Annotated in this window: 8 protein-coding genes; 6 read left to right on the top strand and 2 right to left on the bottom strand. The window is 41.8% G+C overall.

Annotated elements, in window-relative coordinates; genetic code table 11:
• The 6 genes from AC1DPZ_RS12115 to AC1DPZ_RS12090 form a co-directional block, all read left to right on the top strand.
• The coding region (locus AC1DPZ_RS12115) for a FecR domain-containing protein (protein WP_477403604.1) at window positions 1-335 on the top strand (335 nt) is incomplete at its 5' end.
• Window positions 336-622: 287 nt separating this feature from the next.
• The gene (locus AC1DPZ_RS12110) at window positions 623-3,895 is read left to right on the top strand and encodes a SusC/RagA family TonB-linked outer membrane protein (RefSeq protein ID WP_477403602.1); all 3,273 of its coding nucleotides are present in this window, start codon (window positions 623-625) and stop codon (window positions 3,893-3,895) included.
• A gap of 6 nt (window positions 3,896-3,901) precedes the next feature.
• Window positions 3,902-5,491 carry a SusD/RagB family nutrient-binding outer membrane lipoprotein gene (locus AC1DPZ_RS12105; RefSeq protein WP_477403600.1) on the top strand — a complete coding sequence of 530 codons (1,590 nt, stop codon included), beginning with the start codon at window positions 3,902-3,904 and terminating at the stop codon, window positions 5,489-5,491.
• 124 nt (window positions 5,492-5,615) lie between these two features.
• Entirely contained in the window at window positions 5,616-8,930 is a 3,315-nt protein-coding gene (locus AC1DPZ_RS12100) for a VCBS repeat-containing protein (protein ID WP_477403598.1), read from the top strand.
• Window positions 8,930-10,273: a vanadium-dependent haloperoxidase gene (locus AC1DPZ_RS12095; protein ID WP_477403596.1), complete on the top strand. Its 1,344-nt coding sequence runs from the start codon at window positions 8,930-8,932 to the stop codon at window positions 10,271-10,273. The genes AC1DPZ_RS12100 and AC1DPZ_RS12095 overlap by 1 nt, the downstream gene beginning before the upstream one ends.
• A gap of 45 nt (window positions 10,274-10,318) precedes the next feature.
• Window positions 10,319-12,508 (top strand): glycoside hydrolase family 3 N-terminal domain-containing protein, encoded by a 2,190-nt coding sequence (locus AC1DPZ_RS12090; protein WP_477403594.1) that lies wholly within the window; start codon window positions 10,319-10,321, stop codon window positions 12,506-12,508.
• Window positions 12,509-12,691: 183 nt separating this feature from the next.
• Here AC1DPZ_RS12090 and AC1DPZ_RS12085 read toward each other — a convergent pair whose 3' ends face one another.
• The gene (locus AC1DPZ_RS12085) at window positions 12,692-13,642 is read right to left on the bottom strand and encodes a PorP/SprF family type IX secretion system membrane protein (protein WP_477403592.1); all 951 of its coding nucleotides are present in this window, start codon (window positions 13,640-13,642) and stop codon (window positions 12,692-12,694) included.
• A gap of 2 nt (window positions 13,643-13,644) precedes the next feature.
• Window positions 13,645-14,721, bottom strand: a 1,077-nt coding sequence (locus AC1DPZ_RS12080) for a cadherin-like beta sandwich domain-containing protein (protein ID WP_477403590.1), incomplete at its 5' end; no start/stop codon positions are given.

Raw genomic sequence — 14,721 nt, 5'->3', positions numbered from 1 at the left:
CGATAAACAGGAATTTAGTGGCGCAAACCCCCGACAGTGCCAAAACCAGCTACGCCTTAACCAATCTTACTTATCTGCGATCAAATGATACCACAGTTGTTGAAACCTCATGGGTAAATAACAGGCTTGTTTTTAAAGACGAAGACTTTAATGAATTAGCCAACAAAATGGAACGCTGGTATGGTATAAAAATGAAATTTAAAAATTCAGTTGCAAAAGATTATCATTTTACCGGGGTTTTTGAAAAAGAAACCATTACACAAGCATTAAGCGCGTTGCAACTTATTGAACATTTTTCCTATAAATACAAAAATGAAACCGTATATATTTATTAACCAAACTAATGAATTAAGCAAGCCTATGAAATAAAGGAACCTTTACATACCCAAAAAAAAAACGGGAATCACCAATGGTAATCCCCGTTAAGATGAAGATCTGTTAGTTATTCATGCAATGTTCTCTCGAACAGAACATTGCCATTTAATCAAGTCACCTTTAATTAAGTAAAAGTATGAAATATTTTAAACACCCAAAGGGTGTAAGAGATAACTATTGGCTATTTAAGTCCATATTAATAATGAAATTGACATTTATTTTAACAGTGTTCTTTAGCCTGYAATCGATGGCCAAAGTATACTCACAACAAAAAGTCACGTTTAATGTAAAGTCGGTTGCTTTTGGCAAGGTTATCTCTGCTATTCAAAAGCAAACCAACTATCACTTTGTATTCAGCGAACGTAAAATACCTTCAGGTAAAAAAATAACCCTGAACGTTGAAAACGAAGAAGTTACTTCCGTGCTTAACAAACTATTAGCCAATTCAGATTTTACCTACACCGAGCTGGAAAATAACCTGATCGTTATTTCTCAAAAAAATGAGACGGTAAGCGCCGCGGTTATTCGTGGTAAAGTAGTTGATGAAAACGGTACCCCTGCACCAGGTGTTTCGGTTAGGGTTAAAGGAACTACTACAGGTACTATTACTGATGCCAATGGTAATTTCTCGGTAAATGCTCCCGATAATGCTATACTTGTCTTCTCGTTCTTAGGTTACGAAACCCAGGAAGTAGCTGTGGCAGGTAAAACAGAACTTTCTGTTAAGTTAACCATATCTGCCAAAAGTCTTAATGAGGTAGTGGTAACAGCATTGGGTATCAAAAAAGAGTCGAAAAAATTAGGTTACGCGGTTACTACAGTTAATGGCAACATAATGGACAAGGCAAAAGAATCAAACGTTGCCATGTCATTAGAAGGCCGTGTAGCAGGTTTAAGTATCAGCGGTGCAAATGGTGGCGCGGGTTCTTCAGCACGTATTCTATTACGTGGTGTAACCAGCACAGGTACTTCTCAAGGTCCTTTGTTTGTAATTAATGGCGTACCAATGGATAATACCCAAAGAGGCCAGTCAGGCGAATGGGGAGGTGCAGATTATGGCGACGGTATTGCCAACATCAACCCTGATGATATCGAAACAATGACTGTTTTAAAAGGTCAGTCGGCATCAGCGCTATATGGTACGCGTGCAACAGGTGGCGTAATTTTGATCACTACAAAATCCGGCAAGAAAAACTCGGGCTTTGGTGTTGAATATAATACCAATTACCAGATGGACAAGGTTTATGATAATACCGATTTTCAATCAGTGTATGGCCAGGGCGAAAATGGTTTGAAACCTACTAACGCTGCAGGTGCCTTATCTTCAGGAAACTTGGCATGGGGTGCAAAATTGGATGGATCACAGGTAATTCAGTTTGATGGCAAAAATTATGCTTATTCAAAAACCAGCGATGATTACACCAAGTTTTACAAAACAGGCAACACCTTTACCAATACGGTTTCTTTAACAGGTGGTGGTGAATCTGGTGCTTTCCGTTTATCATTATCTGATATGAATAACCATGCTATTACACCAAACAGCGGGTTAAACAGGAAAAGCTTTAACTTTAACGGCTCACAAACTGCTATAAAAAACCTGGATATAAACCTGGTTGCCAACTATGTTATAGACGATGCTAAAAACCGTTCTGGTTTAAGTGACGGTCCTGGTAACCCAAACAACGTTCAGTTCCTTGCGCCTAATGAGGCTCAAAGCATATTATCACCAGGTACACTGGCCAACGGAAGTGAACAACAATGGAATAATGATATTTATGTAACCAACCCTTACTTTGCTGCTTACAAATTTGTAAACAACACCAAAAGAGAGCGTTTAATATCTTCTATATCAGCAAGATATGCTATTACACCATGGGCTTACGCTCAGGGCCGTATTGGTTATGATAAAATTAACGATAGGAGGTTAAATATCGAACCAACAGGTACTGCTTATGTTGGTGGTAATGGTAACATGAATACGCAAACCTCTCAAACTACAGAGTTTAACGCCGACGTGTTATTTGGCGCAAAACATGACCTCGTGAAAGACCTTTTGAATCTTGATCTTTCGTTTGGTGGTAACGTGCGTAAAAATGATTATTCAGGTACTTCTATCGGTGGTAGTAACTTCATTATCCCATATTTTTACGACTTATCAAACCTGCCAAGCAGGAATAGTGGCAATCTTGATCCTAAAAAACTTGAAGTACACTCAGCATACTACACAGCTGATTTTGCTATCAAAGATTTCTTAGTAATAGGTACAACCGGCCGTTATGACTACTATAGCAGTATCGGAAAAGATCTGGGTCCGGGCATCTTTACACCGTCTGTTTCTGCAAGTTTTATTTTCTCTGATCTTGCACATATTAACGGTTTAGATTTTGGAAAACTTCGGGTTGCCTATGCAAAAACAAGCGCGGGCGCAGAACCGTATGCTAACCAGATATATTATAGCGTTAATAACGCTATTAACGGTGTAAACGCTGGTGGTTTCAGTTCGCAATTAGCAAACCTTATGTTAAAGCCTTACACTTTAACAGAGCTTGAAATTGGTACCGAATTGAAGTTTTTTAACGATAGGTTAGGTGTAGATGTAGCATATTTCGATCGCAAAACAAAGAATGAAATTGTTAATGGTAGTATAGACTGGTCAACAGGCTACACAAATGCTTACGCAGCTACCGCTTCTGTACAAAATAAAGGTATAGAGGTTGAGTTACATGGTACTCCTTTTAAAACAAGCGACTTTAGCTGGTCACCTTCATTTAACTTTACTTACGTAAAAAATGAAGTTTTAGAAACAGATAAAAGTGGTGCAAATATCGGCTTAGGTACATACCGCCCGTTAAATGCTACTACAGCGTTTGTTAAAGGCATGGCTGGCCCGCAAATATTGGCAAATGATTATGCCCGCGATGCCAGTGGCAAAATCATTTTTGATGCAAACGGTATCCCAACAACTACCGCACGCATCCCAATGGGTAGTGTTATACCTAAATTTTATGGTGGCTTAAACAACGATTTTACTTATAAAAACTTCAATTTAGGCTTCCTGGTTGATTACCGCTTTGGCAACAAAGTACTGTCTGCAACTAATTACTACAGCATCTTCCGTGGTTTAAACAAAATGACGCTTGCAGGCCGCGAAACAGGCGTAGTTGGCCAGGGTGTTACTGCAACTGGTGCAGCAAATACAGTAAATGTACCCGCCGAAACTTATTACCAGGCATTAGCCCGTGGTGTATCAGCATTAAACGTGCTTGATGGCAGCTTTATTAAGCTTCGCCAGATAACCTTCGGCTATACATTTGGTAAAAACTATTTGGCAAACACACCGCTTAGTTCAATTACCTTCTCATTGGTGGCCAGAAATTTATGGACTATCATGAAGCATACCGACAATATCGATCCTGAATCAAATTTTGCTCCCGGTATTAGTTATGCCGGTATTGAAGGCACAAGCGTTCCTGCTGTTAGGACTTATGGGTTTAACTTAAACTTCAAATTTAAAAAATAACAAAAGATGAAAAAACGATATATATATAGTTGTTTGCTTGCGGGGGCTACGCTTATTGCAGGCTGTTCAAAAAACTTTGATCAGGTTAACGTTAACCCTACCAAGGTAAATGCTGCCTTGTTTAATCCAAACTTTTTAATAGCACAGGCACAAATCCAGTTTTCAAATACGGGTTATGATCAATTGCTTTTTCAAAGTATGTGGTCGCAGGCGCTTTCATCTACCTATGATTATTATGGTAACGGTGATAAATATGTGGCTTCAGGTAGTTTCCAGGACTATAAAGCCCGTACCTGGAACAATGGTTATAGTGCCACTACCTTAATAGATGAAATGAAAAATTTGATTAAGGGAAATGCTGCCTATAGCAACCTTGATAACTGCGGTACTATTTTACGCGTACTAATGCTTGAACGTGTTACCGATGCTTACGGTGATATCCCTTTTTCACAGGAAGGCCAGGCAAAATCAGGAATATTTACACCTGTATTTGATACTCAAAAAGACATCTATGCTTCCATGCTCGACCAATTGGATAAAGCATGTGCTGCGTTAGATGCATCAAAAGCCGGCCCAACAAGCGATCTTTTCTATAGCGGTAATGTTGCCCAATGGAAAAAATTGGGTTACTCATTAATGCTTCGTGCCGCTATGCGCTTAACCAAAGTTGATGCTGCTACTGCTCAAAAATATGCCGAAAAAGCATACGCCGGAGGTACAATGGCAAGCATTGCCGATAATGCAAAAGTAAAAGCCGACTATACCAACGGTAACGGTAACTCTGATGCAGCAGCACTATTGGTTACTGATGACTTTAGAGAAGTAAGATGGGGAAAAACGCTGATTGACTACATGAAGAGCACCGCTGATCCACGCGTGAGCGCCGTAGCCGAAATTTCTGCAGGCACAGGCAAAGCTGCCAACGAAACCAAGGCTGCTGGTGTTAACACCTACGCGCTGCAAACAGGTATGCCCAATGGTTACGACCTGAAAGGTGGCTCAACAGATATTTCAAAAGCTCCCGGATACCCAGGCACTTCGCCTGCTGATCCTTCTGTTTCTGGCGATGCACCAGCACCTGACGGCAAATACTCGCGCCCTCAATTTGCTGTGTACGATGATCGTAACCGTTATAACTTCCTGTTAACTTACGGCGAAACCGAACTATTACTGGCAGAAGCCGCGTTTAGAGGCTGGGCAACAGGTGTTGCTGCTACTCATTACGCAAATGCGCTTAAGGCTGATATGGAAACACTAAGTCAGTTTGGCACTACATCTGTTGATGCTGCAGCCATAGCTACTTATGTTGCTACACACCCTTTGGTTCCTGCTACTGCATTACAGCAAATTAACATGGAGTATTATGTAGAAACTGCAACTGTATTTAACTTTAACGAAAACTGGAATAACTGGAAAAGATCCGGATTCCCTGTTTTAACCAAAGTTACTTACCCTAACCAATTTGCTACAGATATTCCAAGAAGGATGCCGTACCCGGTTACTTTACCTTCAACTAATCCTACTAATCTGGCTGCAGCAGTAGGCAGGCTTTCTGGTGGTGATACTTTCACCTCAAGAATTTACTGGGATAAATAAAATTTAATTTCCTTAACAAACAGGGAGACATTATTGTCTCCCTGTTTGTTTTACTACCTTTATATTGATTAACAACCTTTTTAGAACTGTGCGCTCCCAACCATAAGTTTTAATTAAAGTATTTATGTCCCTGATTAATTTATATTTCTTAAAACGCGCAATCGGCTTCCCTGCTGTAATTACTGCCGTGCTTAGTTTTTCTGCACTTCCCTCCTACTCCCAGCAACCTCTATTTAAGCTGTTGAACAGCAAAGAAACCAATATCAAATTCAGTAATGATATCAACGAGACCGAATCGCTCAACGTGTTATCATACGAGTATTTTTATAATGGTGGTGGTGTAGCTGTTGGCGATATAAATAACGATGGCCTGCCCGACCTGCTATTTACAGGAAACATGAAGCCCAATAAACTATATGTGAATATGGGGCAAATGAAGTTTAAAGATATTACTAATGATGCCAGCCCCGACCTGGGAGGCCGCAGGGATTCATGGAAAACCGGCGTTACTATGGCCGATGTTAACGGCGATGGCTTGTTAGATATTTATGTATGCTACTCTGGCAAAACTGATAACGAAACCCGTAGCAACCAATTATTTATAAACCAGGGCAATAACAAATTTAAGGAAGAAGCCAAAGCTTATGGCTTAGCCGACCCAGGATACAGTACACAGGCAGTATTTTTTGATTATGATAATGATGGCGACCTGGATATGTTCCTGCTGAACCATAACATTAAAAAAATAGATAACATGGAGCTGGCCCGCTATAAAAATCAAACTGATGATTTAGCCAGCAATAAACTGTTCAGAAACGATAACGGCCATTTTACCGATGTATCAAAAACAGCCGGAATAGTTCAAAATCCGCTCACCTTTGGGCTGGGCGTGGCCATTGCCGATATTAACAAAGACGGATGGCCCGATATTTATGTAACAAACGATTATAACGAACCGGATTACCTGTACGTTAACAACCACAACGGTACTTTTACCGAAAAATCAAAAGACATGTTAAGGCATATGTCGCACTTTTCGATGGGTGTTGATATTGCCGATTTTAATAATGACGGCCTGCCCGATATTATGACACTTGATATGTTGCCCGAGGATAACCACAGGCAAAAATCATTACAATTAGAAGAAAACTATGAGTCGTTTGCGTTGATGCAAAACCAGGGACTTTACAAACAATATATGCGCAATATGCTGCATCTGAACAATGGCGATGGCACATTCAGCGAAATCGCACAACTTGCAGGTGTATCAAATACCGACTGGAGCTGGTGCCCCCTCATTGCCGATTTTGATAACGATGGCTATAAGGATATTTTTGTTACCAACGGTTACTTAAGAGACTATACCAATAAAGATTTTTTACGCTACTGGGGCGATTATAAGATCAAGAAAGCAATGGCAGGCGAACCATTCCGCCTGATGGACCTTGTAATGGCCATGCCTTCAACTGCTGTACCCGATTATATTTTCAGGAACAACCACAACCTTACCTTTACCAATAAACAGGTGGAATGGGGCCTTAACCAACAAAATATTTCAAACGGAGCCGTTTATGTGGATCTGGATAACGACGGTGACCTTGACCTGGTGATTAACAATATCAATCAGCCGGCATCTGTTTACCAAAACACCAGTCGCGAAGCAAATAACACATCCTATCTGGCTATCAAACTAAAAGGCACCGGTAAAAACACCAATGCCATTGGCGCCAAAGTAAGTGTATACACAGGTAAAAACATACAATACCAGGAAGTTAATCCTAACCGCGGTTACCTTTCATGTGTATCAACTACGTTGAATTTTGGTTTGGGAGATACCAAAAAGGTTGATTCTGTACGCATCATCTGGCCCGATAATTCCTCGCAGTTGCTTAAAGTTGTTAATGCAGATCAGTTGCTTACCATCAAATATCAGCCAACAGAAAAATCATCTGCACAGTCTGCTGTGGTTAAAAAGACCGTTTTTAAGCATGCTGAACCTATCATTGATTTTAAACCGGAAGAGATCACCCTGAATGATTTTAAACGCCAGCTGTTAATGCTGTTCATGTACTCCAAAACAGCCCCGGTTATTGTAAAAGCCGATGTAAACGGCGATGGATTGGAGGATTTATTTGTAAGCGGCGAAAAGGATAGTCCGGGTAAAATATTTCTGCAACAGGCAGGAGGTAAATACCTGGCAAAGGATCTCGTTCGTGGCATTACCAACAATATCGGCACTACATCTGCAGCTGCATTTTTTGATGCCAATGGCGATGGTAAACCAGATCTGTACATAGCAAAAGGTGGTTATTCGTTATATGATCCCAATACTGCCGATCTGCAGGACGAACTTTATATCAACGAAGGCAATGGCCGCTTTGTACTCTCTCCTACCGCCTTACCGGTACTTAATGCCAACAGTAAATCGGTTGTAAAGCCCTGCGATTTTGATGGTGATGGCGATATCGACCTGTTTGTAGGTGGYAGGGTAATTCCGGGTCAATATCCGGCGGCACCGCAAAGCTACCTGCTGGTAAATGATGGTAAGGGGAAATTCACAGCGGCCGCTATCCCATTTAATAAAATTGGAATGGTTACCGATGCACAATGGATAGACCTTAATAATGATAGCCGCAAAGATTTGGTAGTATGTGGTGAATATATGCCGGTCACTGTTTTGATAAATGACAAGGATGGCTTTAAAGATAAAACCAGCGATTATTTTGACACGCCTCAAAAAGGATTTTGGAATAAAATTGCCTTTGCCGATGTAAACGGTGATGGTAAAACCGATTTGATTGCAGGAAACCTGGGCTTAAACACCCAGATCCGCGCAAGTGATAAGGAACCTGCCGAAATGTACTTTACCGATTTGGACAATAATGGTTCTATCGATCCTTTCTTTAACTTCTATATCCAGGGTAAAAGCTATCCTTTTGTAAGCCGGGACGAACTGAACGAGCAGATTTACCCGATGCGCAGGAAGTTTAGCTCCTACAAAATGTATGCTGATGCCTCCATCAATGAAATTTTTAGCACCGATGATCTTGCCAAAGCCGGGAAGCTGAGCATTAACAATATACAAACAACGCTTTTCATCAACAATAATGGCAAGTTTACACCTGCACCTTTACCAATAGAAGCACAGTTTGCCCCTGTAAGCCAGGTAATAACCGGCGACTTTGACCATGACGGACATACCGATGTTCTTTTGTTAGGTAATCACTCCGATAATCGACTCAAGATTGGCAGTATTGATGCAAATTACGGGTGCCTGTTAAAAGGCGATGGCAAGGGAGGTTTTACTTATGTAGATCAGCCAACATCCGGGCTTTCGGTTATGGGCGATGTAAAATCGGCGGTGGAGATCAATATCAAGAATATACCATATTTACTGATAGGCGTGAGCGACGGTCCGCTTCAATTTTATAAAGAATAATGAATTACTTAAAAATATCGCTTATTATATTTTGTGCTATAATAACCAGGCAGGCTTATGCACAAAACACCGCTAATGATTACCCGGATTATTTACAACCGGATCATGCAGTGAATGCTGTAACCATGGTGATGGTGCATGATGTGGTTAGTCCACCGGTTGCTGCGCGCTACTATGCTTATACCATGCTGGGTGCTTACAACATTGTTGCCGCCAACAATAAAACCATACCCCAACTGCAAAAATTTGTAAAGGACTATAAGCCTAATAACAGTTTAGATACCATCCATACCAAATACGACTATAAAATAGCTGCCTATTACAGCATCCTTGAAACGGCTAAGCTTATGCTGCCATCGGGCTTTATGCTTAAGGATGATGAGGACGCGTTTATCCAGTTACTTCAAAAAACCAAGGTTGATCAAAGTATCATTGATAATTCTGTTAAAGTAGCAGAAACAGCATCAAAAATTGCGGTAGGTTTTTCAAAATCAGATAACTACAGTAAATTAAGCGCTCTAAAAAGATATACCCCTATAAAAGATGAAAGTAAATGGTACCCAACCCCCCCGGGATATTTTGAAGCAGTTGAGCCAAACTGGCGTACCATACGTACCATGGTGATTGATTCGGCCAACCAGTATAAGCCGGCACCTTTAATTCCATTTAGTAAGGATACCACATCGGCATTTTATAAACAGGTTAAGGCCGTTTATGGAATCTCGAAACACCTCACTACCGAACAAATTAATATTGCCTTGTTTTGGGATTGCAACCCTTTCGCCATCACTACTTCGGGCCACATGGCTATTGGTTATAAAAAGATCAGTCCGGGCGGGCATTGGATGCATATAACAGGACTGGTTACCAAACAGGCACATCTTGATTTTGACCACTCCATAATGGTAACTGCTTTAGAGGGACTAACACTCATGGATGCTTTTATCAGCTGCTGGGAGGAAAAATTCTCCAGTAACCGCATCCGCCCCGAAACCTATATTAACCGGTATATGGATGTAAAATGGCAGCCTGTTTTACAAACGCCCCCCTTCCCGGAGTTCACCAGCGGCCATGCGGTAATTTCCAATGCGTCGGCTGAGCTACTTACCTATTTACTGGGTGATAACTTTGCCTATACGGATAATACCGAAATTCCCTTCGGCAGCAGCCAGCGCGATTTTAAATCATTTCGCGAGGCAGCAGCCGAGGYATCGATGTCTCGCTTTTACGGAGGCATCCATTATATGGAAAGTATCGAAAAAGGGAACCAACAAGGTAAAGAAGTAGCGGGTGGTATCATTGCCAAAATAAAAAAAGCTGGTATCTTGCCCCAAACTAAATAATCTTACTATATATCTACATAAATCTATATAAAACATCCACGAATAATGAATTTTATAACACAAAAGTTGATAAAAAAGGGCGCTGCCTGCTTATTAAGCAGCGCTTTTTTATTGACGGCTTTGCCGGCTACCGCGCAAAAAACTGCTATCTACAAAGACGCCTCGCAATCGATTGAACTAAGGGTAAAGGATTTGATAGCCAAGCTAACCTTAGAAGAAAAAGTGTCCTTGTTAGGGTATCGCAGCAAGGCCGTTCCCCGTTTGAGCATCCCTGCCTACAACTGGTGGAACGAAGGTTTACATGGTGTTGCCCGTGCCGGTGAGGCCACCATATTTCCGCAGGCCATAGGTATGGCGGCAACTTTTAACGAAAGCCTGATAGATTCGGTTTCAAATGTAATATCAACCGAGGCCAGGGCAAAATATAACGTATCCACAGCAATGGATCGCCATTTACAATACATGGGCCTCACCTTCTGGACACCTAACATTAATATCTTCCGTGATCCAAGATGGGGCCGCGGACAGGAAACTTATGGCGAAGACCCATTCCTGACTGCACATATTGGCTCGGCATTTGTACAGGGAATGCAGGGAAACGATACCCGTTATCTGAAAGCATCGGCTACTGCCAAGCACTTCGCAGCACATAGCGGCCCCGAAGCTACCCGCGATTCGTTTGATGCAATTGTGGACGAAAAAGACATGCGTGAAACCTACCTGTATGCATTCCATGCTTTGGTTAATTCGGGGGTTGAATCGGTAATGACAGCTTATAACAGCATAAACGGTGTGCCCAACTCGGTTAACAAAAACCTGGTTACCGGTATTCTAAGAAACGAATGGGGTTTTAAAGGCCATGTAGTAACTGACTGTGGTGCCCTGGATGATGTTTTTTTAACTCATAAAACCATACCTACAGCTGTTGAAACAGCAGCCGCCGGTATAAAAGCTGGTATCGACCTGGATTGTTCATCAGTTTTTCAGGGAGATCTTGTTAAAGCTGTACAACAAAAACTGCTTACAGAAAAAGAGGTTGACGTAGCGCTGTCCCGTATCTTAAAAACCCAATTTAAGTTAGGCTTTTTTGATGAAGGCGGAGCTGCCCCTTATAAAACCTACGGTGTAGATAGCATCCATAATGCGCAGCATATAGCCCTGGCCCGTAAAGTAGCACAGCAGAGCATGGTGTTGTTAAAAAACGACAATAACATATTGCCATTCAAGCAGGGCCAATACTCCAGTTTTATGGTATTAGGTCCTAACGCTGCCGCTTTGGATGCTATGATAGGCAGTTACCACGGTGTAAGCAGTAAAGTAGTAACCTTTGTAGAGGGCATAACCGGCGCGGTTGACGCCGCCACACGCGTGGAATATGACCTTGGTTGCGATTATCGTGATACCACCCATTTTGGCGGTATCTGGGGTGCCGGCAATGCCGATGTAACCATAGCCGTATTGGGTTTATCGCCCGTATTGGAAGGCGAAGCCGGAGATGCCTTCCTTTCCGAATCTGGTGGTGATAAAAAGAACCTGAGCCTGCCAGCCAGCGAAATAGCCTTTATGAAAGCCTTACGCAAAGGTGTTAAAAAACCTATCATTGCTGTAATTACTGCCGGTAGCGATGTGGATGTATCTGCCATAGCACCATATGCTGATGCTATCATATTTGCCTGGTACCCCGGCGAACAAGGCGGAAACGCGCTGGCTGATATTGTTTTTGGAAAGATCAGCCCGTCTGGTCATTTACCGCTTACTTTTTATAATTCGGTTAATGATCTCCCTAAATATGAGAACTATAGCATGAAAGGGCGTACATACCGCTACTTTAGTGGCTCCGTTCAATATCCTTTTGGTTTCGGCTTAAGCTATACTACTTTCAGTTATGAAACTGCTTCGGCACTGCAAAAACAATATGCCGCGAAAGATACCATCAGTATAACCATTAAGGTTAAAAATACAGGTAACATGGATGCCGATGAGGTTGTGCAGGCTTATATCAAGTATCCAAACCTCGACAGAATGCCATTAAAAGAGCTTAAAGGCTTTAAAAGGGTTACCATTACAAAAGGAAATGAGCAAATGGTTACCATAAAGATCGCGGTAAAGGAACTACAGAAATGGGATTTAACAAAGCATAACTGGAAACTTTATCCGGGTGATTATAAGCTGATTTTGGGTAGTAACTCTGCTGATGAAAAACTAAGTTCAGACTTTAAGATTAGTGGTAAATAGAGACTATACTTTATTTCCACTTTCCAATGATCCTTTTTACTGAAAAACACAGGGAAAGCATGTGCTGCGGTTCGGCCTGGGTTAATTCAAAAGCGATGGTAAATTATGGCAAAGCTTAGTCACTTTGCCATTTTTGCATGTTATTAATTTGCTTTCGTTATTTCTACTTTGACTATATTTTTTTCATAATAACTTACTTTCAGTTACATTTCCAAACCTGTAACTTATACCTACCTCATGCGTGGTAATATTTACACCGCCCAGGTTATTTGACGATGTGCCAAACTGGTAGCTATACCCTATTCTAAATGATTTGCCAATTATGGACAACATAGCCGCCGCTTTTTTATCGGTACGATAGTTTAGGCCAATACCCAGTTGCTCTTTCAGGTAGAAAGTACCTGACACATTCGCAATAACCGGCGATCCGTTTACATAGGAAACCAGAGTTGCAGGTTTAAACCTTACATCATCACTTATATCGGCCAGGTACGCCCCTGAAAAGTGATAGTGCGTGCGCAGGTAGTTGGCCTGCTGCTCGGATGCTGTACCCAAACTACGGATAGTAAACTCAGGTACCGAAAGGCCGAGGTAGTAATTAGCGCCATATAACATTACTCCAAAGCCTATATTGGGTTTTGTTTCGCGCACATCATTCCTAAACTGCGGATCTGATGCATCCAGCTGAGAATAATTACCAACATAGTTGCGCACCCCCACATTTAAAGCAACAGCGAGGTAGTTGGTTTGTGTTAACTGTATTCCCTTAGCAAAAAACGCATTAAATTCTATTTGGTGCTCAACTGCGGCCTGATCATTCAATACATAAACCCCTGCTGCACCATTAATTGATTCAACAGGAAAATTGGCATTAAACATCACGCTGCTTGGCGCTCCATCTATTCCGATAAACTGCTTACGTCCCAGTACGCTCACCGAACCGGCTTTATCAAGCATTGAATAAGCGGGGTTTATTGCTGTAAGATTATCAGCGTATTGACTGTAGCTATAAATCTGTTGCTGGGCAAAAACGCTGCTGCAGGTAATTAATACCGGCAGCAGACTTAAGCTTAATTTTATAATTGTTTTTTTACTAAACATGAATGTCAATTCGCGCAATGTAATTTCTTTCACTATTAATATTTAAGTATAATATATCCTGTTTTGCGTTTTGTTTGGTGCCCATCACTGTATTCCAGCGAATAATAATAAGTTCCTGGTTTTTGCATAGTATTAGTTTTGTTGGAGTGCCCATCAAAAAAGTTGCCGTTATTTCCATAACCTTTTACATCGTACACCAGTGAGCCGCCCGAGTTCATGATTAATAGGTGGTTATCAGCGTGGTTCTCTATCCCGTCAATCGCAAAGTAATCATTAATCCCGTCGCCGTTTGGTGATACTGCCTGGTGAACTATAATATCATCGGAATTGGTGATGTTATTTGATTTTTTGGCGATACCAACCTCATCATTATCAACATTACTTGTTTCGCTTAAAATTACAAAACTTTTGTTTACCAGTATGGAATAGGTACGGATAGTGACACTGTCCTGCGCCTTTACTACGATATGAATTGTTGTACCCCCCGTGGCATTCAGCGGTATTCGTGCAGATGCCGAACCACTAAGTACCMGGCTGCCTTCTATGGTGATGACAGCGCTGGCATCGGTCGCCTTTGGCGTTATAACTATACTGCCGGTACCTGCGGCTACTGAAGTTTGGTAGTTTACCGAACTGCTGCCTGTTGTGGTCACCAGCACGCCTGATGGTGTGGTTTTTATAGAACTCAGCGTCGCTATATTTGAGCCATTCCTGTTTACCAGTATGGAATAGGTACGGATAGTAACACTGTCCTGCGCCTTTGCTACGATATGAATTGTTGTACCCCCCGCGGCATTCAGCGGTATCGGGGCACTTGCCGAGCCGCTAAGTACCCTGCTGCCTTCTATGGTGATGACAGCGCTGGCATCGGTCGCCGTTGGTGTTATAACTATACTGCCGGTACCTGCGGCTACTGAAGTTTGGTAGTTTACCGAACTGCTGCCTGTTGTGGCCACCAGCGCGCCTGATGGTGTGGTTTTTATAGAACTCAGCGTCGCTATATTTGAGCCATTCCTGTTTACCAGTATGGAATAGGTACGGATAGTGACACTGTCCTGCGCCTTTACTACGAGATGAATTGTTGTACCCCCCGTGGCATTCAGCGGTATTGG

This window comes from Mucilaginibacter sp. P4_G9, from assembly GCF_056400985.1.
The sequence above is the reverse complement of the archived record's forward strand: the minus strand, read 5'-3'. Positions and strand labels throughout refer to the sequence as shown.

Bases quoted from the DNA above. Each gene is read 5' to 3' on its own strand.
- AC1DPZ_RS12090 (WP_477403594.1), top strand. From the start codon at position 10,319: ATGAATTTTATAACACAAAAGTTGATAAAAAAGGGCGCTGCCTGCTTA.
- AC1DPZ_RS12105 (WP_477403600.1), top strand. From the start codon at position 3,902: ATGAAAAAACGATATATATATAGTTGTTTGCTTGCGGGGGCTACGCTT.
- AC1DPZ_RS12110 (WP_477403602.1), top strand. From the start codon at position 623: ATGGCCAAAGTATACTCACAACAAAAAGTCACGTTTAATGTAAAGTCG.